This window comes from Solibacillus sp. FSL W7-1324, assembly GCF_038008025.1.
GTDB lineage: Bacteria > Bacillota > Bacilli > Bacillales_A > Planococcaceae > Solibacillus.
The window spans coordinates 1,982,702-2,004,243 of the sequence record NZ_JBBOYH010000001.1 but is presented as its reverse complement, the minus strand read 5'-3'; the positions used below and the strand labels follow the sequence as shown (position 1 = coordinate 2,004,243).

Annotated in this window: 22 protein-coding genes; 17 read left to right on the top strand and 5 right to left on the bottom strand. The window is 37.0% G+C overall.

What is annotated here, in order from left to right; genetic code table 11:
- The first annotated feature begins 39 nt into the window (after window positions 1–39).
- Window positions 40–837 carry an MIP/aquaporin family protein gene (locus MKY71_RS09720; RefSeq protein WP_339171345.1) on the top strand — a complete coding sequence of 266 codons (798 nt, stop codon included), beginning with the start codon at window positions 40–42 and terminating at the stop codon, window positions 835–837.
- Window positions 838–857: 20 nt separating this feature from the next.
- The gene (gene glpK, locus MKY71_RS09715) at window positions 858–2,351 is read left to right on the top strand and encodes a glycerol kinase GlpK (protein WP_340732403.1); all 1,494 of its coding nucleotides are present in this window, start codon (window positions 858–860) and stop codon (window positions 2,349–2,351) included.
- Between the two features lie 73 nt (window positions 2,352–2,424).
- Here the strand turns inward: glpK and MKY71_RS09710 are convergent, their stop codons facing one another.
- Window positions 2,425–2,562 (bottom strand): hypothetical protein, encoded by a 138-nt coding sequence (locus MKY71_RS09710; protein ID WP_340732402.1) that lies wholly within the window; start codon window positions 2,560–2,562, stop codon window positions 2,425–2,427.
- Window positions 2,563–2,842: 280 nt separating this feature from the next.
- On the opposite strand from MKY71_RS09710, the gene MKY71_RS09705 reads away from it, so the two are divergent.
- The 4 genes from MKY71_RS09705 (at window position 2,843) to MKY71_RS09690 (ending at window position 8,217) form a co-directional block, all read left to right on the top strand.
- Window positions 2,843–3,439 carry a CAP domain-containing protein gene (locus MKY71_RS09705; RefSeq protein WP_339194571.1) on the top strand — a complete coding sequence of 199 codons (597 nt, stop codon included), beginning with the start codon at window positions 2,843–2,845 and terminating at the stop codon, window positions 3,437–3,439.
- A 238-nt stretch (window positions 3,440–3,677) separates the two neighbouring features.
- Window positions 3,678–5,201, top strand: coding sequence for a class I adenylate-forming enzyme family protein (locus MKY71_RS09700; RefSeq protein WP_340732401.1), 1,524 nt, complete (start codon window positions 3,678–3,680; stop codon window positions 5,199–5,201).
- 186 nt (window positions 5,202–5,387) lie between these two features.
- Window positions 5,388–7,880: an EAL domain-containing protein gene (locus tag MKY71_RS09695; RefSeq protein ID WP_340732400.1), complete on the top strand. Its 2,493-nt coding sequence runs from the start codon at window positions 5,388–5,390 to the stop codon at window positions 7,878–7,880.
- Between the two features lie 76 nt (window positions 7,881–7,956).
- Window positions 7,957–8,217, top strand: coding sequence for an alpha/beta-type small acid-soluble spore protein (locus MKY71_RS09690; protein ID WP_340732399.1), 261 nt, complete (start codon window positions 7,957–7,959; stop codon window positions 8,215–8,217).
- A 181-nt stretch (window positions 8,218–8,398) separates the two neighbouring features.
- On the opposite strand, the gene MKY71_RS19970 is transcribed toward MKY71_RS09690, so the two are convergent.
- On the bottom strand, window positions 8,399–8,563 hold the full coding sequence (locus MKY71_RS19970) for a DUF5658 family protein (RefSeq protein WP_445683742.1): 165 nt from the start codon (window positions 8,561–8,563) through the stop codon (window positions 8,399–8,401).
- Window positions 8,564–8,898: 335 nt separating this feature from the next.
- Here MKY71_RS19970 and MKY71_RS09685 point away from each other — a divergent pair, with 335 nt between their 5' ends.
- On the top strand, window positions 8,899–9,114 hold the full coding sequence (locus tag MKY71_RS09685; RefSeq protein ID WP_340732398.1) for a hypothetical protein: 216 nt from the start codon (window positions 8,899–8,901) through the stop codon (window positions 9,112–9,114).
- 191 nt (window positions 9,115–9,305) lie between these two features.
- Entirely contained in the window at window positions 9,306–9,752 is a 447-nt protein-coding gene (locus MKY71_RS09680) for a YtxH domain-containing protein (protein WP_340732397.1), read from the top strand.
- A 145-nt stretch (window positions 9,753–9,897) separates the two neighbouring features.
- On the opposite strand, the gene MKY71_RS09675 is transcribed toward MKY71_RS09680, so the two are convergent.
- A complete protein-coding gene (locus tag MKY71_RS09675; RefSeq protein ID WP_340732395.1) occupies window positions 9,898–11,328 on the bottom strand; it encodes a carbon starvation CstA family protein in 1,431 nt (476 codons plus the stop codon).
- A 443-nt stretch (window positions 11,329–11,771) separates the two neighbouring features.
- On the opposite strand from MKY71_RS09675, the gene MKY71_RS09670 reads away from it, so the two are divergent.
- From MKY71_RS09670 to tnpC, 3 genes are read left to right on the top strand one after another with little or no spacing between them, the layout of a single operon-like run.
- Window positions 11,772–11,963, top strand: a complete 192-nt coding sequence (locus MKY71_RS09670; protein WP_340718477.1) for a hypothetical protein — start codon at window positions 11,772–11,774, stop codon at window positions 11,961–11,963.
- On the top strand, window positions 11,960–12,313 hold the full coding sequence (gene tnpB / locus MKY71_RS09665) for an IS66 family insertion sequence element accessory protein TnpB (RefSeq protein ID WP_340732394.1): 354 nt from the start codon (window positions 11,960–11,962) through the stop codon (window positions 12,311–12,313). The genes MKY71_RS09670 and tnpB overlap by 4 nt, the downstream gene beginning before the upstream one ends.
- Before the next feature lie 53 nt (window positions 12,314–12,366).
- Complete coding sequence (gene tnpC, locus MKY71_RS09660; protein WP_340732393.1) at window positions 12,367–13,929, top strand: IS66 family transposase; 1,563 nt, start codon at window positions 12,367–12,369, stop codon at window positions 13,927–13,929.
- Between the two features lie 99 nt (window positions 13,930–14,028).
- On the opposite strand, the gene MKY71_RS09655 is transcribed toward tnpC, so the two are convergent.
- Window positions 14,029–15,507: an aldehyde dehydrogenase family protein gene (locus MKY71_RS09655; RefSeq protein ID WP_340732391.1), complete on the bottom strand. Its 1,479-nt coding sequence runs from the start codon at window positions 15,505–15,507 to the stop codon at window positions 14,029–14,031.
- A 442-nt stretch (window positions 15,508–15,949) separates the two neighbouring features.
- The gene (locus MKY71_RS09650) at window positions 15,950–16,135 is read right to left on the bottom strand and encodes a histidinol-phosphatase (RefSeq protein WP_340732390.1); all 186 of its coding nucleotides are present in this window, start codon (window positions 16,133–16,135) and stop codon (window positions 15,950–15,952) included.
- A gap of 189 nt (window positions 16,136–16,324) precedes the next feature.
- Between MKY71_RS09650 and MKY71_RS09645 the strand changes: the two genes are divergently transcribed.
- The 6 genes from MKY71_RS09645 (at window position 16,325) to MKY71_RS09620 (ending at window position 21,406) form a co-directional block, all read left to right on the top strand.
- Window positions 16,325–16,696, top strand: a complete 372-nt coding sequence (locus tag MKY71_RS09645; RefSeq protein ID WP_340732389.1) for a hypothetical protein — start codon at window positions 16,325–16,327, stop codon at window positions 16,694–16,696.
- Between the two features lie 181 nt (window positions 16,697–16,877).
- Window positions 16,878–17,162 (top strand): DUF3219 family protein, encoded by a 285-nt coding sequence (locus MKY71_RS09640; protein WP_340732388.1) that lies wholly within the window; start codon window positions 16,878–16,880, stop codon window positions 17,160–17,162.
- Window positions 17,163–17,170: 8 nt separating this feature from the next.
- Complete coding sequence (locus tag MKY71_RS09635) at window positions 17,171–18,166, top strand: LLM class flavin-dependent oxidoreductase (protein WP_340732386.1); 996 nt, start codon at window positions 17,171–17,173, stop codon at window positions 18,164–18,166.
- A 102-nt stretch (window positions 18,167–18,268) separates the two neighbouring features.
- Window positions 18,269–18,508, top strand: coding sequence for a cAMP-binding protein (locus tag MKY71_RS09630; protein ID WP_340732384.1), 240 nt, complete (start codon window positions 18,269–18,271; stop codon window positions 18,506–18,508).
- 319 nt (window positions 18,509–18,827) lie between these two features.
- Window positions 18,828–20,477, top strand: a complete 1,650-nt coding sequence (locus tag MKY71_RS09625; protein ID WP_340732382.1) for a catalase — start codon at window positions 18,828–18,830, stop codon at window positions 20,475–20,477.
- A 311-nt stretch (window positions 20,478–20,788) separates the two neighbouring features.
- Complete coding sequence (locus MKY71_RS09620) at window positions 20,789–21,406, top strand: HAD family hydrolase (RefSeq protein WP_340732381.1); 618 nt, start codon at window positions 20,789–20,791, stop codon at window positions 21,404–21,406.
- Window positions 21,407–21,542: the final 136 nt, after the last annotated feature.

The window sequence follows — 21,542 nt, the reverse complement described above, 5'->3', positions numbered from 1 at the left end:
TTTATTAACGGAATATACATGAGCTAAGGAGGTTATGGAATGTCAACATTTACAGCCGAGTTAGTCGGCACGATGCTGCTAATATTATTCGGTGGCGGCGTAGTAGCAGGTGTTTCATTGCACAAGTCAAAAGGTGAAGGTGGCGGTTGGGTTGTAATCACTTTTGCATGGGGCTTTGCCGTAGCGATGGCAGCTTATGCAGTAGGAGGCATTAGCGGAGCGCACTTAAACCCGGCATTAACAATTGCTCTAGCAACAATCGGGAACTTTGCATGGGCAGATGTACCATTGTTTATCGTCGCGCAATTACTTGGAGCGTTTTTAGGTGCTGTGTTAGTGTACTTTGTTTATTTACCGCATTGGAAAGGCACAAAAGACAAAGGGGCAAAACTTGGCGTATTCTCAACAACTCCAGCAGTAAAACATATTCCATCGAACATGATTGCTGAGATGGTCGGCACATTCGCATTAGTATTAGGGATTTTAGCGTTAGGTACAAACGAAATAACATCAGGACTAAATCCATTTTTAGTTGGTATTTTAATTGTTGTCATTGGTATGGCATTGGGTGGTCCAACAGGTTATGCGATTAACCCGGCTCGTGACTTAGGTCCACGTATTGCCCACGCGATTTTACCGATACCAGGTAAAGGAGATTCAGCTTGGTGGTATGCATGGGTACCTGTAGTTGCACCGATTATCGGTGGTGTTTACGGTGCAGTATTCTTCAGCTTCATCTGGAATGGAGCAGATGCAGCATTATTCTGGATTTTCAGTGTAGTAGTAGCAGCGGTGTTTGTAGCTGCACAAATGACAGTATCGAAAGTAGAAGAGTAGAAGAGTAGGAGGATTTGAAGATGACAGAAAAATTTATGATGGCGCTAGACCAAGGTACAACTAGTTCTCGTGCAATTTTATTCGATAAAAATGGTACGGTATTTCATACAGCACAGCAAGAATTCCCGCAATATTTCCCGGAATCAGGTTGGGTAGAGCATAACCCGGAACAAATTTGGTCTTCCGTGCTATCTTGTATTGCTGCAGTATTATCAGAGAAAAATATACTTGCTAATCAAATTGCAGGAATCGGCATTACAAACCAGCGTGAAACGACAGTCGTATGGGATAAACATACAGGTCAACCTATTTACAACGCAATCGTTTGGCAATCAAGACAAACAGCCGGAATTTGCGAAGATTTAAAAGCGCGTGGCTTTAATGATATGTTCCGAGATAAAACAGGGCTGCTCATTGATGCGTACTTCTCAGGAACAAAAGTAAAATGGATTTTAGACAATGTAGAAGGCGCTCGTGAAAAAGCGGAAAATGGGGATCTCTTATTCGGTACGATCGATACATGGATTATTTGGAAATTAACGAACGGTAAAGTGCATGTAACGGATTATTCAAACGCATCCCGAACTTTAATGTTCAATATTTATGATTTGAAATGGGATGAAGAGCTACTTGATATTTTAACAGTTCCGGCTTCTATGCTTCCGGAAGTTCGTCCTTCTTCTGAAGTATACGGTCATACAGATGCAGATAATCTTTTCGGTCAGGAAATTCCAATCGCAGGTATTGCGGGCGACCAACAAGCAGCATTATTCGGGCAAGCTTGCTTTGAGCAAGGAATGGTGAAAAATACATATGGCACTGGTTGCTTTATGTTAATGAACACAGGTGAAAAAGCGGTGAAATCTGATCATGGTTTATTAACGACAATTGCATGGGGCTTAGACGGTAAAGTAACGTATGCACTAGAAGGAAGTATCTTCGTAGCGGGCTCTGCTATCCAGTGGCTGCGTGACGGCTTACGTATGTTCCGTAAAGCGGAGGAAAGTGAAGCATATGCAGCACGTGTAACATCTTCTGAAGGTGTATATGTTGTTCCAGCATTTGTTGGGTTAGGCACGCCTTATTGGGATTCGGATGTGCGCGGTGCAGTATTCGGCTTAACACGCGGTACAGAAAAAGAGCACTTCGTTCGTGCTACACTGGAGTCACTTGCTTATCAAACGCGCGACGTGCTAAGTGCAATGGAAGCGGATTCAGGAATTCCGTTAAGCACATTACGTGTTGATGGCGGCGCAGTGAAAAACAATTTCTTAATGCAATTCCAGTCAGACCTGTTAAATGTGCCGGTAGATCGTCCGGTTGTAAATGAAACAACGGCTTTAGGTGCAGCATATTTGGCAGGTTTAGCAGTAGGCTATTGGGAGACATTAGATGACATCTCAAACTACTGGAATTTAGATCACAAATTTGAGCCGGAGATGGGCGAAGAAGAGCGCGAAGCTTTATACACAGGCTGGGGCAAAGCGGTTAAGGCAGCTCAGGCTTTTAAATAGTAGATTTACAATATAAATGCATAAAAGCTGTATGAAAAGTGAGTGAGCTTTTCATACAGCTTTTTTGTGTGGTCTATTCAACTGGTAATTGAACAATCACTTTTACTGTAACTTCCTTAATTTCTTCCATTTTCACCAACCCAACTATTAGTACGACATATTTTTCCTTAGCATTTTTAAATACTAATACGGTTGTTTTAATTTGAAACAAACTCCTATTATTTATCCTGGTGAAAATATTGAAGTAAGAAATAATGATAATAAATCAATAGATAAAGGTATTTGTATATAATTTTCTAACTTTAGCTCTTATATTATCTCTTTTTACAGTGCGAATGCTACTTATCTGAAATTGCAAGGTTTCAACAAACAATTGTCATATTTGTAATGTTTGTTATGGATCTGCAAAAGAAGCGCCATTCATTCCCTAGTGAAATCACACTTTTTCTCTAGTAAGCTTGTAACAGACAACGAGAAAGGATTGATTTAATATGTTGAAAAAAAGTATCGTGTTGTTCTTTAGTATGATGCTATTTGCGCTACCAGCTACTGCATCTGCAGCAACTTATACAGTAAAAAGTGGAGACACGCTTTGGAAGATTGCTTCTAAAAATCAAATCGGACTAAGCGAATTAATTGCTTTAAATCCTACATTAAAAAATCCGGATATGATCTATGTCGGAGAGAAAATTACGATTTCAGAAAATGAACAACAAGCAGTAGAAGAGCAAGTCGTAAGTCTAGTAAACAAAGAACGAGCACAGCAAGGATTAGCACCGCTTAAAATTGATTGGGAGCTAGCACGTGTTGCGAAATATAAATCTCAAGATATGCACGACAAAAATTACTTCAGCCATACAAGTCCTACATACGGCTCACCATTTGATATGATGAAGAAATTCGGTATCAGCTATACAGCAGCAGGTGAAAACATTGCAAAAGGTCAAAAATCAGCTGCGCAAGTAATGGATGCATGGATGAATAGTTCAGGCCACCGCGCTAACATTATGGATGCGAAATTTACGCATATTGGTGTAGGTTATGTTGCAGATGGTAACTACTGGACTCAAATGTTTATTAAGAAATAAAACTATCGAGTAAAATAGAAATAATGAATACCTTCTATTGAAATAAGCGCGATTCTGTAAAAAGAATCAGCGCTTTTTTTATTTGCAAGTGAGATGATTGAAATATCAATCGCATGGATGTTCTATTAGAAAATGAGAGAACCTAATGTACCCTAAAAATATATTATAGAAGATATAAGTTATAAATAATTTTTCGCAGAATATATTATTCCTAAGAAAATATTAGGGGGATGAATATTTGGATTTAATAAAACCGATTTTATCGCACGCTAGTAGAATGCCGGACAAGAAAGCGTTAGTATTTGAAGATTGCACATATACTTACAAAGAATTAAATGATGAGATTAATCGTTATAGTAACGGGCTCATCAATCAAGGTTTAAAAAAGGGCGATAAAGTCAGTCTATATTTGAAAAATTCCCATTGGTTTGTCATTTGCGCATATGCCGTTATGAAAGCGGGAGGTGTCATCGTTCCTATTAACTTCCGTCTAACAGCTAAGGAACTGAATTATATTGTGGAACAATCGGATTCAATCGCTTTTATTACAGATGCAGATCAAACTGAATTAGTGAAAAATGCGGTAGCAAATATTGCTGCAAAGCCGGTCATCTACAGTGTAGGAGATGCTGAAGATGATGTTATCTCAATAAAAGAAATTTATACTTCCCAAACTGAAAATCCCGATGTGGTAATAACAGCTGAAGATGCCGCGCAAATTCTATACACATCAGGTACAACAGGCAAACCAAAAGGGGCACTGCTTACACACGGGAATGTGACGAATCTGAATAGCGCGCAAACGGTTATGATGAAATTAAATTATGATGATGTTTATTTACTCGTAGCGCCAGCATTCCATTCGGCAGGATTAAATATGGTACTTACATCCTGCTTCTTTGCCGGGGCTACAGTTATCATGATGCGTGACTTCCATCCTGTAGAAGCATTAAAGGCAATCGAACAGCATAAAGTGACGCTATTCTTTGGCGTGCCTGCTATGTATAGCGCATTTTTCATGGTTCCAAAAGGTTCTTTTAATCTTTCAACAGTTCGAGGGTATGTGTACGGAGCAGCACCGATGTCACCGAGTATGATTGAAAAGGCTGTTGAATATTTAGGTTCAGACCGTTTCTACAATGCCTGTGGTTTAACGGAAGGTGGGCCTGGTGGGGTTTATCTTACACCGGAAGAACATAAGACAAAGCTTGGTGCAAGTGGAAAAGCAATGACATTCCTGGATGTGCGGGTCGTAAATGACTATATGGAAGACGTATTGCCCGGTGAAGTTGGAGAATTCATTATGCACGGCGAATCGGTTATGAAAGAATACTATAAAAAGCCGGAAGAAACAGCGCAAACATTCCGGGATGGATGGCTTTTAACGGGTGATTTAGCGACGATTGATGATGAGGGCTATATTACGCTTGTAGACCGTAAGAAGGACATGATCATCTCAGGTGGTGAAAATGTTTATTCGGTTGAAGTTGAGCAGATTTTAAATGGATACCCAGGCATTGTGGAGTGTGCAATCATCGGTTTGCCGGATCCGAAATGGGGTGAAGTGGTAACAGCTGTTATCGTTAAAAAAGATGATATCGAAATCGATGAAGAAGATATTAAAACGTATTGCCGCGATCAATTAGCAGGATATAAACTGCCGCGCCAGTTTATATATGTTGAAGCTTTACCACGAAATGTATCAGGAAAAATATTAAAGTATCAATTAAGAGAAAATTGGAAAGAAAAAATAAAAAATTAAATCGTACCAAAATGGAACTGTACTTAATTGTTAGGAATATTTAACAATTTAGTGCAGTTTTTTTAAGTTATTATGACGTAACATGATGATTTACTTAATTGTTTGATGCATTAATTGGCTAAATTAAGTAAACTATTAAAGGATAATATAGTGAATTAGAAATATTGCGAAATATTAGGTGATTATATGAGTGTTAATAGGAATAAAATATCAAATATTAGAGATGAAATTAGCGATTTTTTAAACTCTTCTTTTGATACGAAAAAAATTAAAGAATCTAACATTGTATATAAAATGCTTGATGATATTTTAAACGCTATGAATGAATCAACAAATATTACGATTACAAATTATGACGGTACAATACTTTATGTAAATAATAATTTCTGCCGCCTTTCAAAATATAATAAAGAAGAAATTATCGGTCAAAACCATAGAATAGTGAATTCCGGAACACACCCTAAAGAATTTTTCATACAAATGTGGGAAACAATTAATAGCGGTAATACATGGCGTGGTGAAATCCAGAATAGAGCGAAGGATGGCACGGTTTACTGGGTATTTGAAATTATCGTCCCGATCCTTGATGAGGAAGGGCAGCCATATTATTTCATTAGTTTCCAAACGGATATTACTGAAAATAAACAGGTGGAAACACAATTTAAAATGAATTTTATTCGGACATTTCAAAATCTGCAAAATGGGATTTTTAAAGTGCGAAAAGAACAGGACGGTACACTGAAATATACGATGTCAGAAGGTAAACTGATGGATGAAATCGGAGCTAGTGCCGAACTGATTTTATCCAAGTCACCTTTTGATGTATTTGATTTAGACATTGCAAAAATGAAACAAAGACTGTATACAAAAGCACTCACAGGTAAGAAAGTACAGTATGAAATTGAATTAGGCGGCAAACTTATTTTCGTTGATATTGAGCCGGTCTGCCATAACGGGGTAGGTACAGAAATCGTAGGAACTGTACACGATTTTTCGCAATTTAGAGAAGTTGAAAAGCAACTGAAAGTAAATGAAGAGCGCAATCAGTATTTAATGAATTACAGTTATGAATACATTACGATGCTGGATAAAGATGGCACCATTTTACATATGAATGCGAAAACGTTGAAACTTTTCGAAGTCGATGAAACGATTTTTGGAAACTTGAGTATTATCGATATTACGGTGGAAGAAGAACGCCCGGTTATTGCTTCATATTTCGAAAAGGTATTACTAGGTGAGGTTCAATTATTTGAGTTTGAAGTAAAGAACAACGGACAGCGAAAATTTTTAAATGTTACATTGGTTCCAATGATCAGTGAAAATGAAATCGACGTTATCTATGCAATCGGAAAAGATATAACAGAGGAAAAACTTGTGCTAGAACGCAATGCATTTTTAGCCCATCATGATGAACTAACAGGTTTACCGAATCGTCGGTGGATGGAACAAAAAATTCAGGAGTCATTAAAACTGGCGGAAGAGAATCAAAAAAAGATGGCAATTTTATCTTTAGATTTGGATAGATTTAAATCGATAAATGATACATTGGGCCATGCAGTAGGCGATGAATTACTACAGCAAATTGCAGTGAGATTGAACGCAAATCCGTATAAAGAAAAGTTTCATGTAGCACGCATGGGCGGCGATGAATTAATGCTGCTTTGCCCGATCGTTGAAACGAAAGATGAAGTAATTGAAATTGCACAAAATATATTAGAAAGCTTAAAAGATCCTTTTTATGTACAAGGTTCCGAATTGCTTTTAACTGCTAGCATCGGAATTGACTTTTATCCATCGAATGATGCCAATGTCACAGAACTGTTGAAAAGGGTGGATGTTGCACTTTATAAGGCGAAAGAGTTTGGGCGAAATATGTACCAAATTTATGATTCTTCGATGAATCAGGAAAATTACAAGTCGTTCGTAATGGAGCGTGATTTAAGAAAAGCAATTATGAACGACGAATTGGTGGCCTTCCTCCAACCGAGAGTTGATGCAATAACAGGCAAAGTCGTGGGTGCAGAAGCGCTTGTACGATGGAACCATCCGGAACACGGTTTAATTTCGCCTGGTCTCTTTATTCCGATTGCAGAAGAAACTGGATTAATAATCGCCATCGGAAAATGGATGAAGAACAGAGTGTGTGAGCAGTTAGTAGAATGGCAAAATGCCGGGGTGCCGCTTGTTCCGATTAGTGTCAATATTAGTTCAAAGCGATTTTTACAGCAAGGATTTGCTGAAGAAATAAGTGAATTATTAGAGCGATACGAGTTAGATGGGAAATGGTTAGAAATTGAAATTACCGAAAATTCAATAATGCTCAATGAGGAAACGGTTCAGAAAACACTGTTGGATTTAAAAGAAATGGGCGTTAAAATTTTTATAGATGATTTTGGAACGGGTTATTCATCATTTAACTATTTGAAAGTATTTAAAATAGATGGAGTTAAGATAGATCAATCGTTTATCCGGGATATTTCTCATAAACCGGAAAACGCTACAATTACATCTGCCATGATAAAAATGGCGCAGCTACTTAAGCTGGAAGTCATCGCTGAAGGCGTCGAAACTAAAGAAGAATTGGATTTTCTACTAGGTGAAAATTGCCGTTACATTCAAGGCTATTATTATGGCAAACCATGCCCGATTGAAGAATTTGAGCATTCTTTTCTATAGTGAAATAACCATTAACATTAACTGATAGTATTTTTTGCTTTTTATTGCCTATGCTAGAGTAAAAAGGAGCATACAAATGGCAAAGAAAAATAGAAATAAAATACTTGTACCAGAAGCAAAGCATGAACTTGATCTATTAAAAGCGAAAGTAACCGGTACTAGCAATCCTAAAGAGACAGCGCTAGAGGTAGCAAAGGAATTAGGCATTTCTCTAAATGAAGAATATAACGGCGAACTTACTTCTTTTGAAGCTGGTAAAGTTGGCGGGAAAATCGGTGGCAGCATGGTTAAGGAGCTAATTAAAATGGCACAAGAAAGTTTAAAGAAAGAACAATAAATTAAAGAGTGCTGCAAATTCCTTAGTATTAAGGGTTTGCAGCACTTTTCTTTTTTTAGAAGACATTCTACAACATTGAAATCCAGGTTATGTGCATAACAAAAATCCCAGTATATAAAAACATGACGAAAGTAAGAACTACTCGCCAAACATTCGTTAATCTTGTAGGGAAATTTGATTTTCAAAGTAATAAGATGGCACCTGATAAGGTAACCTTAATTCCGAGGATAGTTAAAGGCGAAAATGAACTCATCAGTGGGTTTGCCTCTTCAATCCATTCATTGCTGAGACCCCAAGCAGTAAATATGCCATCAATTAAATTTAATAATAAAATTATCAATAACATACGTTTGATATTGAATATGTTTTTCATGTGCTCTCCTTGTCTAAAAACTTCGTAACCTCACTAACTTTAGACAAGCTTTTACTAAACTAATTATTTTTATACGGCTCAGAAGATACTTGATATACCGATTCTTTCGTTTTATAAAATTACATAAAATCGGTAAATTAAGATTAATGGATAGTATATATAACCTAATTTATTGGTGGTTTATCTGAAAAATAAACATAAGTGAGTAAATATACACAAAATTAACTGAGAGAAAAGTCATGATGTGGGTTATAATTTAATAAAGGAATATTATGAAAATAATAGTAATCGAGAGGAACTAAAGATATATGAAACTTAACAGTGTAGAAGCACACAAAATCAAAGCAATGGTTGTGAATACTATTGTAGAAAAGAAAAGTATTCAAAAAGAAGAAAAAGCAGTATCTGATCCAATGGTAACGGAAACAAAAGAAGTAGCAATAAGTTCAGATGAAGTGAATAAAGTGAATAACATTTATTCAGTAGAAGGGCATTTACAAAAGTGGCGGGGGACTAATTGTTAATACATATTATCAGGCTTTAAAATAACTACATATTCATAATGAAGCACAAAAAACTAAAATTTGTGCTAACCTGTCAACTATATTAAGAAGAATGTTTTCTCCTGTTTTTAGAAATGTTTAATTAAAAAAAATATCGGGCAACTAACGTATAAGTTAATCAAACCAATCTAAAACAAAAAGGAGCATACATTATGACACAAACTTCGTATAATAATTTATCGACAACAACTGAAAATGATAATGGAAAGCTTTTAAGAGGAATGGTCATTGGGGCAGTAATTGGTGGGGCGCTTGCAATGCTTGACTCTACGACTAGAAATAAAGTAACGGAAACAACTAAAAATATGAAAGATTCGACAATGGATATGTACAGCCAAGTCAAAAACAATCCTTCAGAAGTAAAAGATGACTTGCAGGATCGTCTAAAATCGGCGTCTTCCGTACTGAAAGAAGCAATAAGTGATGCTCAAAACCTTTACGAAAAAGTAAACACCAACATTATTCAACCAGTTACTATGGTAACGGAAGAATCAAGTGAAATTCTTTCACATGCAAAAGATGCCACAACGGATTTAAAAGATATTGGCGGGAAAGTGAAAGAAGCAGGCGAAGAAGTGAAGGGTGGCAGTAATGGGTAAAGCCAAGTTGCTTAGCTTCCGTGAAATTTTACATGATTAACGTAAAATTAATTTAGGAAATTGAAAGCATACTCAAAACAAAAATCTCGCATTTTTAGAATTCCTAAAAATGCGAGATTTTATAGTTAGCAAGAGTCTGAATCCCTTATTTCTCTGTTAAAAATACCGGATTTGTAAAAGCTTTATGCTTAAAGATTTGGTAAATATAAATGAAAGAAACTAGGACTGTAAAGCTTAAACCAATGACGACACCTGTTTCATAAGCAAGCGCAAATCCTTCTGGCGCTACCATTAAGTATACAAATACTACAGATGTCATGAATAAGGCTGGTAAACCTGCAATCCAGTGGAACTTGCCTGATTTCAATAAATACGATGTTGCAACCCAAAGCATAACTGTTGCAACCATTTGATTCGTCATCCCTACATAACGCCATAAAAATTGATAATCAATTGTTGATAGGAAAAATGCAGGTGCTGCTACTGCAACAGTTGCTAAAATTGGTGTTGTACTATTTTTTGAAAAACGAGAGCCTAAAAAGTCTAACACAATCATGCGTGCTGAACGTAATGAAGTATCACCTGTTGTAATAGGTAAAATTACAATTCCTAATATTGCTAAAATACTACCAAATGTACCAAGTAATGCAATTGAAATTTCGTCTACTACACCACCTGCACCAATTTCGGAGATTTTTGGTAATAATCCTTCTGTACCTCCATAGAAACTCATACCAGCCGCACACCAAATTAATGCAATGACACCTTCACCAATCATGGCACCGTAGAAGACTTTACGACCTTCCGATTCTTTCTTGATTGTTCTTGAAATTATCGGGCTTTGTGTAGAGTGGAAGCCAGAGATAGCGCCACAGGAAATCGTGATCATTAATAATGGCCAAACTGGTAAATCGTTCGGATGCATATTAGTTAAAGATACTTCAGGAATCGCAATACCTGAAGTGACTAGTGATATTAACACCGCACCGGCCATAATGATTAATACTGCACCAAATACTGGATAAATACGACCGATAATTTGATTGATCGGTAAAATTGCCGCTAATAAAAAGTAGATGAAAATCACAATAAGTGCTGTCATAAATGTAATTCCTAATTTTGACGAAAGAACCGCAGCAGGTCCAGCAGTAAAGGCAGCTGCTACTAAAACCATTAATATTACTGAAACGATATCAGTGAAGACACGCATTACTTTACCTAAATAACGTTGAACAAGTGCTGGGAATTGTGTGCCTCCATGACGTAATGATAACATCCCTGCAAAATAATCATGAACGCCACCGGCAAAAATACAACCAAATACAATCCAAATCATTGCAACGGGTCCATACAGTGCACCCGCAATGGCACCGTAAATAGGTCCAAGCCCTGCGATATTTAATAATTGAATCGTCCAGCCCTTCCAGGCAGGCATTGGCATATAATCTAAATTATCAGCTTTTGTATAAGCTGGGGTCGGCGTTGCATCATTAACAATAAACACCTTTTCAATAAACTTTCCATAGACGATATATCCTACTATTAATAGAGTGATAGAACCAAGAAGTGTGTACATATATCTTCCTCCAATATTTCTAATAACTCAAATTATAGTAATGGAAGACTACATTTGTAAACTAAATTTTTAGAAAATTCAGTATAAATATCAATTGAAAGTGTAAATATGCAAATAAAATATATATAAACACACTTTATGTAGTGAAAACTGTTATATAAAAATATAATAAAAATCAAATAACTTTGAATGGAGATTGATAGATGTTCATAATAAATTGATAAAAATGGAAATTAACTATTAACGTTTCCAGTGATAATTGAAAATTATTTCAGATCCTGAAAGTACAGGGCACAGATAAGTAATTAGATAAAAACAAGAGCATTAACCCGATGAAGGTTAATGCTCTTTCTATTAGAAAGTAAGCCCGTAATCAAACAACGCATATAAAACAGCAGGCACCTCCGGTACGATAAATGTATCAATCAAAGGAGGTGCCATTTATGTCTAAAAACAAATTAACCATTGTTCCCGTCAAACTCGATCCTCTTCCAGTTGAAACTTCTTCGAATCATTCTCTTCAATACACTGCTGAGCCAAGTTGTGTAATTAAAACCGCTGTGGCTGAAATTTCCTTCTTCAATGGCGTAGATGAGCGCATTATTCAAACCATTATGAAGGAGCTGAAGGGATGAAACAGGATTTTACGAGCGTGCAAAACATCTACATCATCTGCGGCAAGACAGACATGCGTAAAGGAATTGATGGTCTCGCAACGCTCATTCAAGATTCTTTCGAATTGGATCCGTATAGTGATTCTATCTTTCTGTTTTCTGGATGGAGCAAGGATCGTTATAAATGTTTGTATTTCGATGGAGATGGCTTCGCCATGCTTTATAAACGATTAGATAATGGGAAATTACAATGGCCAAAAGATGAAAATGAGGTACGCAAACTTTCGCAACAAGAGCTTCGTTGGTTATTAGAAGGATTATCTCTGCAACAGCCAAAGGCGATTGCAAAATCTACAAAAGGTATCTTTTAATAGCCCTATTTTAAGTGGTATAATCATTCATAACTTAAATTGAACGAAATGTGGTGAATGATTTGGGAAACGCTTCAAATGAAAAAGTGATTCAATTATTGGAAGAACAATTAGCCTACACAAAAGAACAAAATAAAAATTTAACCAAACAAATTGAAGCATTGACTGAACAAATTCGCCAATTAACAAAAGCTTTATACGGTTCTAAATCAGAAAAATCAAAGTATCAAGCACCAGATGGACAAGGCTCATTATTTGAAGACGATCCGTCTTTTAACGAACCTGAGCAAACAGAAGAACAAAGCACCGAAACGGTTAGTTATACGGTTACTCGTAAAAAGACAAATAAAAAACGAAATGACTCGTTTCATGAGGATATAGAAATTGAAGAAATTCATCATCACCCAGCCAACTTAGCTTGTGACTGCTGTCTTGGGGAGATGGTAGAGTTCAGTTCAACGTTGATACGTGAAGAGGCAAAATTTATTCCAGCCTCCCTGAAGCGTGTGCAACATTTTGAACATGTGTATGAGTGCAAAACGTGTAAAAACGATGCCCTACTAAAAGCTCAAATTAAACGAGGTAAAGCACCGCAAGGTCCAATCCAAAGAAGCATTGCCGGTCCTACTGTTTTGGCAAAGCTTATCTACGATAAGTTTATCCAGTACTTACCTCTTTACCGTCAGGTAAATGAATGGGAGCGCCATGGACTACATACAAATGATAAAAATCTATCCAATTGGGTAATACGTGTGGCAGAGGATTGGCTTCAACCGCTTTATAATTTGATGAACCAATTATTAACGGCAAAATCTGTGTTGCATATAGATGAAACCTATGCACAAATAATTAAGCGTTCAGATGGAAAGCCAGCTCAATCAAACGCTTATAACTGGGTATGTCGCAGTGTACAAAGTGAAGGTCCCATTATCGTTCTATTTAAGAGCGCTCTTTCTCGAGGGCGCGCTGTATTAGAAGATTTAATTAAGGGATTCAAAGGCACTGTGATCTGTGATGGGTATTCAGCTTACGGTCAATTACCTCATGTTCAATTCGCCAACTGTTGGGCTCACGTACGCCGTTATTGGCTAAAAGCCGATAGTAAAAATGGACGAATAGGCGTGCAGTATTGCGATCGGCTGTTTCATATCGAACGAAAAATCAAACATCTTTCACCGGAAGAGCGCGTGCAAGTTCGCCAACAGGAAGCAAAACCGATCGTCGATGAATTTATGGATTGGATTGATCGTTCGCCTTTCTTCGGTAAAAATGCCATTGCGAAAGCAGCTGAATATACATTAAGCCGTTCATCGGAGTTAAAGGTTTTCCTTGAAAATGGGTATGTCGCCATTGATAACAATCCCGCTGAAAATGCCATTCGTCCAAATGTCATTGGTCGCAAAAACTGGCTCTTCTCCGTGAGTGAAGCAGGTGCTAATGCGAATGCCATTTGTTTGAGTTTGGCTGAAACGGCCAAAGCAAACGGAATTGATTTTTATCAGTACTTGGTAAAGCTGATGACGGAATTACCTAATATATCGTTTCATCAACAACCTGAGATTTTACATAATTACATGCCATGGTCAGAAAATATTCAAGCCACATGTGCAAAATAGCCAGCTAACTGAAAAAAATTTCAGTTAGCTGGCCGTTCGTCGTGCGTACCGTGAAGGTGCGCTATTTTTTATATTTCGGGCTTACATTAGAAATAGCTTTTATTCAGGAATATAAGGTAATTCTAAGTCGTTTGGCAGGTTGATGACATGAGTTTCTGTATAAGATTTGATGCCATCTAATCCGTATTCGCGACCTACGCCTGATTGTTTCACTCCGCCAAATGGGAAACGAACATCCAGCCCTTGAATTGCGGCAGTGTTAATCATTGTTGTACCTGCTTCAATGCGACGAGCCACTTTTATAGCATGTTCTTCTTCTCCCCAAACGGAACTTGTTAGACCGTATATGCTCTCATTGTGTAATTCAATCACTTGTTCTTCATCATCATATGGAAGGATTGGTACAGTAGGGCCAAACTGTTCCTCTACTACTACACGGTCATGTACATCTGCACCTAACACAAGTGTTGGTTGTAAGAAGTAGCCGTTATCCATTAATTCCGGGTTTAGAATTGTTCCTAATGGAATAATTTTTGCCCCTTTATTTTTGGCATCTTCCACTAAACTTTTTACATATTCTACTTGGTTTTTATTATTAACCGGACCAACTGTAACATCTGGATTGAATGGGTCGCCTACTTTAATCCATTTGTTTGCGGCTTCAATATATTTTTCAACAAACGCATCATAGATTGAACGGTGGACATAGACACGTTTTGCAATCATACAAATTTGGCCAGCTGTTAGGAAGTTGGCAATAACCATTCTTCGTAAGGCACGTTCATCGTTAACATCAAAATCATTTAATACGATTGCTGCATCATTACCGCCAAGTTCCAGGGTCATTTTTTTAATCGTTTCAGATGCGGCTTTCATAATATGTTTAGCCGTATTTGTCCCACCTGTGAAAGCGATTTTGGCAACTTTCGGGTTGGATGTAAGTTCAATGCCAACTTCTGCATCACCATTAACTAAGTTCAATACACCTGCAGGGAATTCGTCAGCAATAATTTCGGCTACACGACTTACCGCTAAAGGCGCGAATGGACTTGGTTTTAGTACCATTGTATTACCTGTTAACAAAGCAGGTGCTATTTTGATTGTTGAAAGGGAAATCGGGTAGTTCCAAGGCGTAATCGCAGATACAACACCGATTGGGTCATGAGTAATGATTGTTCGACCTGTTTCATGTTTGCGATTCTCAGGAGCTGTCACTTTTTTCACGTTTTCTACTGCGAATTCCATCCACATAAGAGAAACAGCAATTTCCCCTTGAGCATCATATAACGCTTTCCCATGTTCGCGTGATAATAACTCAGCGATTTCAGGCGTTGCGTCTTTTAACTTCTGAATGGCACGTTGCATTCTTGCGATACGATCCTCAACATCACTCCAAGCCCAAGTTTTAAAGGCTTCGTAAGCTGCGTCAATTGCCTGAATTGTTTCCTCTCTCGTATTATTTGGAGCGTATCCAACAATTTGATCAGGGTGTGTTGGATTTTCACGCGTAATTTTTTTATCTGTTTGTATTTTTTCGCCATTAATAATAGCGTTAACTGTAATTGGTGCTTTATTCATATTAAACCCCTCCGAATAGTGAGAATAACTTTCAATAACTATATTATTCCTATTTAAATATTTCTTCAAGAAAGATGCTCATACTAAAAATCGACATAATTAATATCGATTTCGGATGTATGTATCAAAAACTTACAAGAAAGCATTCAATGAACTTTATTCTTCTCCACACTCATTGTTTTTATACAAAGGTAGTTTTTTGGAATGCTTAAATTATTCCCGTTTTGAAGCTCTTTCATCTGCTTATTGCACATAAATCCAAACTCTAAAGCTGAATTTTATTTAAAGAATTAAGCACCCCTTTACCAGTGGAAAGGTAAAGGGCTGCTTCGTTTATATATAAATGTCGAGGTGCCTTTTGAATTTCAAAAACCTGACCATTAAAGATGTTCGTGAAAATGAAAAAATACAATCCCCCCTAAGGGAGACTGTATTAGTAATATTACTTATTATTATTGTTATTTTTATTTTTCTTATTAAGGTTATTGTTGTTATTGTTGTTGCGGTTATTTTGGTTTTGATCATTTAAATTGTCGAAGTTGAAATCTTCACCGAATTCAAATTCATTATTGTTGTTATTGTTGTTGTTATTTCGCTGACGTTTAATATTAAGTTTATTATTTTCCACAGCTGCTCACCTCCTTAACAAAAGTTAGAATGGCTTAAACAGCTATGAAAAATACCCGAAATTTCATTGGAAGTTTTTCCTGCGGATGGATAGAATCTATTTACAATTTCAATTATGCATACAAACAAATGTTCCTGTATAGAATAGTAATAGCAGTATATCCATCAACCAGTAAAGCGAGTGGTCTATATGCATAAAGAATTCATGAAGCTTAGCGATGATATTCACCGGTACATTGTACTGGAATTATTTTTGAAAACACTTGAGCGTGATAGAGATTGCATTTCTGAATTAAAAATGAAGGACGTACTTGAAGAGTGGTACGATAACAAAATTAATGAAACTTTCCATGAATTTAAAAAGTTAAGGGACTTTCTATACAAGAAAGGATGTAAAATTGAAAAGCAAAAATCTGATGATTATATGACCTCTTATTTTATTTTGTTTAGAGGATACGATGAAACGAGAAGCTACGGAAACATTGCTTTACGCAACTGGGTGAGTGAGGAAATGAAACGTATATTAGGAATGAAGTATTTAACAACGGCCGATAGAAAGTAAAGGCCACAATGTATTTTACCTTAAGATGATTATTACTTTTTATATAGGGTAGATATATTTACCGAAAAGAGATTTAATAGATATCGTTTCAACAATGAGGAGCGATTCTTCAGATAATGTTGCCAAGTATACTATAATGAATAGATGATCCGATTTAAATTATTATATAAGGGGTGTTTTTATGGTCAGTAAAATAATGTTGGACGACAGAGTAATTCAATTGAGTAATTTTGAAGAAGGAAAAGAAAAAGGACTTTATACAGTTTCAGTCACTTTTGATGTAACAAGTGAAGATTATCATGATATTGCAACGTTGCTTTACAACGGAACATTTGACGTGAAGATTCCTGAAAAAGATATAATGTTTAGAGGAACAATTTATAACTACTCCACTTCCATTACAAATTTGTATGAAAAAGATCAGGTAGGACAATATAAATTAACCTTAGTGGAAGAAAAGGGCTGAAAAATAATATGAAATTAAGCATTTTGGATCAATCACCGATCTCTTCAAATCAAACTCCACAAGATGCTTTAAATTGGTCATTGAAATTAGCGCAGGCAGGAGAGAAATTCGGATATACAAGATACTGGATTGCCGAACACCATGATTTATCCGGACTGGCATGTCCTGCACCAGAAGTGATGCTAAGCTATATAGGAGCTAACACGAATCGAATTCGTATTGGGTCGGGTGCTGTTCTGTTGCCTCATTACCGACCATACAAAGTTGCTGAAATCTTTAATACGTTAGCGACACTATTTCCTAATCGTATTGATTTAGGGATTGGACGAGCGCCAGGTGGATCTTCTGAAGCGATGACAGCTTTATCCGGTAACTTTATAAAAAATGTCGGGAACTTTCCTTCCTTACTGAGAGACTTACTACATTTTTTAGATGATGATTTTCCGACAGAGGCTGTATATTCAAAGCTATCGGCTTCTCCCATACCTGAAAATCCGCCAATCCCTTGGCTTCTTGGCACTGGTAAAAAAAGTGCTGTACTTGCAGCAGAAAATGGTGTGCCGTATACTTTCGGTTATTTTATGAGCGATGAAGATGGAACAGCTATTATTAAGGACTATATTGATAGCTTTCGCCCAAGAAAAGATGGGGAAACACCACAAGTCATCGTTACAGTTAACGTTATTTGCGACGAGACGACAGAAAAAGCAGAAGAAGTTGCAGCAAGCTATCTCATCTGGTTGTTACAAATGGAAAAGGGGGAACGCAAACAAGGGGTCCCTTCTATAAGCGAAGCTAAGCAGTATAAACTAACGGAAAAAGATCAAGAGACATTGGAAAGAGTTAGACAAAAAATAATTATTGGCAATCCTCAAGAAGTGAAACAGAAATTATTTGAGTTAAAAACTAAATACCACGCAGATGAAATAATGATTAATACGATTACACATTCACCACAAGACCGGATTCGATCCTATGAACTTATCGCGAAAGAAATATTTTAAAAGGCGATAGGAAGAAGAGTTAAAATGCTGGTAAACGAAACCTCCTATATATTTTACATAAATAATGAACCATCACACATTCTATATACAGGAGGTGGGATTATGGGGAAGAAAATTTCGAAGGCGAATCATGGAAAATCAGGAGCCGAACTAATAAGTGAAGCTTTTGGCATGACCAAAAACGATAGCGAAGCTTTATTAGCACAGGCATCGGAAGTTCAAACTACGGATATTCCTTTAGGGAAAGAACATGTATATGCAAGGGATAGTACAACAACAACTTTGAACAACCTACTTGAAGATAATACATCCGCCATTTTAGATCGAAATGGGCCAAGGTAATTATTGTAAGTAAATGCATAGTGACTTAAGGCAATTCTTCCTTCAAAGTAACTCTAACCTTTAAAATTCCTTAAATTAAGAGCTTATGCTTTTAATTTGAGGGATTTTTTAATTTTACATAATTGATAATTACTAACCCGATAAATACGCCACTATTAAAGTTTTATAATGAACTATTAAATTAGCAATACAGAATTTTCTCGGAATAATTTTCCAATCTTTGAATATAAACTGATAAATACGGGTATAAAGCATAATGGTTGGTTAAAATTTTTATTATCAGTGTTTATTTGTAATGTATTTTAGAGGAGGTTTTATTGTGGCAGAGAACAAAGACAAAAATGTTGGGAAAAAAGAAGATGGGGAACGTGAAATTCTAACTACTCGTCAAGGACACCCTGTAAGAGACAACCAGAATATCCGTACAGTGGGTAACCGAGGACCAGCAACTTTAGAAAATTACCACTTCATTGAAAAAATTTCACATTTCGACCGCGAAGAAGTACCTGAACGTGTAGTGCATGCACGTGGTACAGGTGCTTTCGGTTATTTTGAAACTTACGGCAAGGTTGGAGATGAGCCGGTTGAAAAATATACCCGTGCCAAAGTCTTTTCTGGTGCCGGAAAACAAACGCCTCTTATGGTGCGTTTCTCTACAGTAGCAGGTGCAAAGGATTCGCCTGAGACTGCACGCGACCCACGCGGTTTTGCGGTGAAAATGTATACGGAAGATGGTAACTGGGATCTTGTAGGGAACAATTTAAAGATTTTCTTTATTCGTGATGCGATGAAGTTCCCTGATATGATTCATGCTTTTAAAGCAGATCCGGCTTCCAACGTACCAAATCCTCAGCGTATGTTTGACTTTGTTTCACGTTCACCTGAAGCGACGCATATGATTACATTCCTGTTTTCACCTTGGGGTATTCCGGCGACATACCGCCATATGCAGGGTTCAGGTGTTAACACATATAAATGGGTTAATGAAGAGGGGAAAGCTGTACTTGTGAAGTATCACTGGGAGCCAAAACAGGGTATCCGCAACTTGACACAAGAAGAGGCAAACTCCATTCAGGCGACAAACGTAGGACATGCAACTCAGGACTTATATGAAGCAATTGAACGTGGAGAGTATCCAGAGTGGGAGCTATTCGTCCAAATTATGGAGGACGACTATCATCCGGAACTGGACTTTGATCCGCTTGATGATACAAAACTTTGGCCGGAAGATAAGTTCCCTTGGCTGCCTGTAGGTCGTATGGTACTTAACCGCAATCCGGAAGACTTCCATGCAGAAATTGAGCAGGCTGCATTCGGTACGGGTGTTCTAGTAGACGGAATGGATTTCTCAGATGACAAAATGCTTCAAGGTCGTACATTCTCTTACTCAGATACACAGCGTTACCGTGTCGGCGCAAACTATTTGAAATTGCCAGTTAACGCACCAAAAGTACCGGTTCGTACAAACCAGCATCGCGGTCAGATGGATACGCGTGATCCAAAAGAATCCGGTGATAACCCACATATCAATTATGAGCCGTCAATGATTGGTGGCTACCGTGATGCAGGGGATAAAGCTTATCCACCACATCAGCCATCTTATAATGCGTCATTAATGAGTGAGCCTATTGACCGCCCGAATAACTATGGTCAAGCAGGGGAAACATACCGCAGCTTTGAAGACTGGGAACGTGATGAGCTCATTAATAACTTATCGGATGCTCTTGCAATCTGTGACCCGCGCATTCAGGAAGCGATGTACAATCACTTTACACAGGCTGACGAAGAATACGGCCGCCGTGTGAAGGAAGCAACTGAAAAGAAAATGAAAGAAATCGAAAAGATGGCTAAGGAAGGTAAATTACCAGGCCGGGAATCAGGCATTTCTAAATATGGTCAAGGCACGATCGCTGCAAATGAAGCTACAAAAGATGCAGTGAAGAAGAGCCATGAGGCAGACCCGTATTAATGATTAAATAATAATTTTGATGATTTTTACACACCCAAAAGCAAAAATTTAACCAAAAAAATGAATTAGGTAAAATTAAAAGACTTAAGTCCGGTATCCCACCAGGCTTAAGTCTTTTAACTTGCTCTAAATCAGCAGAAGTGAAAAGGAGGAGCATGCTGGTGGGGATCTCTCATTAGTAGGAAGAAAGTGTGAAATTGAAGTTGATAAATACCGTACTTAAAAAGTGACTATATATTACAATTTACAAATGGTAATATTAGGATATTAAAATTGATTATGAAACTCGTTTAGAAGGAAGTGGATTTTAGTTGGATAGCATAATATTTGATTTAGATGGAACTCTCTGGGATCCAATTGACACAGTACTTAGTGCTTGGAACAGCGTAATAAGAAACAATAAACAAATAATCAATGAATTAACCAGGGAAGACTTTGAAGGTACGATGGGATTACAGATGAATGAAATAAGTAGAAAGCTCTTTCCTGCTTTAAGTTATACGGAACGGCAACAACTAGTAAATGCTTGTTGCGAATTAGAACAATCTTTCATAGAAAAATATGGCGGGGTCCTCTATCCAAATGCAGAGAATGTCCTAAAAGAGCTTTCTCAAAAGTATAAACTATATATTGTTAGTAACTGCCAAGATGGCTACATAGAATCATTTTACAAATATCATAAACTTGAAAAGTATTTTTTGGATTTTGAAAGCCATGGAAGAACTGCCATGTCAAAAGGTGAAAATATTAAATTAGTGATTGATAGAAACAACTTATTAAATCCGGTTTATGTAGGTGACACGGAAGGGGATTTAAATGCAGCTAGATTTGCTAAAATACCTTTTATATTTGCTAAATACGGATTTGGGCAAGTAAGTCAATATGATAATGAAATTAAAAGTTTGGATGAACTTTTAAGTATTTTCTAGTGAAAGAATTCAAAATTTTAAGCTGTTGTAGATTTTGGTTTTAGATACATGAACATACATAAAATTTCTGCGGCGCATAAGTGAAATCTTGTTAACCCTTATACTTACAGCAGTGCAATAATTATCAAAAAATTCT

Coding starts and splice junctions, on each gene's coding strand:
- MKY71_RS09705 (WP_339194571.1), top strand. CDS start 2,843: ATGTTGAAAAAAAGTATCGTGTTGTTCTTTAGTATGATGCTATTTGCG.
- MKY71_RS09640 (WP_340732388.1), top strand. CDS start 16,878: ATGGTCAGTAAAATAATGTTGGACGACAGAGTAATTCAATTGAGTAAT.
- MKY71_RS09720 (WP_339171345.1), top strand. CDS start 40: ATGTCAACATTTACAGCCGAGTTAGTCGGCACGATGCTGCTAATATTA.
- MKY71_RS09695 (WP_340732400.1), top strand. CDS start 5,388: ATGAGTGTTAATAGGAATAAAATATCAAATATTAGAGATGAAATTAGC.
- MKY71_RS09690 (WP_340732399.1), top strand. CDS start 7,957: ATGGCAAAGAAAAATAGAAATAAAATACTTGTACCAGAAGCAAAGCAT.
- tnpB (WP_340732394.1), top strand. CDS start 11,960: ATGAAACAGGATTTTACGAGCGTGCAAAACATCTACATCATCTGCGGC.
- MKY71_RS09680 (WP_340732397.1), top strand. CDS start 9,306: ATGACACAAACTTCGTATAATAATTTATCGACAACAACTGAAAATGAT.
- MKY71_RS09670 (WP_340718477.1), top strand. CDS start 11,772: ATGTCTAAAAACAAATTAACCATTGTTCCCGTCAAACTCGATCCTCTT.
- MKY71_RS09685 (WP_340732398.1), top strand. CDS start 8,899: ATGAAACTTAACAGTGTAGAAGCACACAAAATCAAAGCAATGGTTGTG.
- MKY71_RS09645 (WP_340732389.1), top strand. CDS start 16,325: ATGCATAAAGAATTCATGAAGCTTAGCGATGATATTCACCGGTACATT.
- MKY71_RS09675 (WP_340732395.1), bottom strand. CDS start 11,328: ATGTACACACTTCTTGGTTCTATCACTCTATTAATAGTAGGATATATC.
- MKY71_RS09655 (WP_340732391.1), bottom strand. CDS start 15,507: ATGAATAAAGCACCAATTACAGTTAACGCTATTATTAATGGCGAAAAA.
- MKY71_RS19970 (WP_445683742.1), bottom strand. CDS start 8,563: ATGTTATTGATAATTTTATTATTAAATTTAATTGATGGCATATTTACT.
- MKY71_RS09630 (WP_340732384.1), top strand. CDS start 18,269: ATGGGGAAGAAAATTTCGAAGGCGAATCATGGAAAATCAGGAGCCGAA.
- MKY71_RS09635 (WP_340732386.1), top strand. CDS start 17,171: ATGAAATTAAGCATTTTGGATCAATCACCGATCTCTTCAAATCAAACT.
- glpK (WP_340732403.1), top strand. CDS start 858: ATGACAGAAAAATTTATGATGGCGCTAGACCAAGGTACAACTAGTTCT.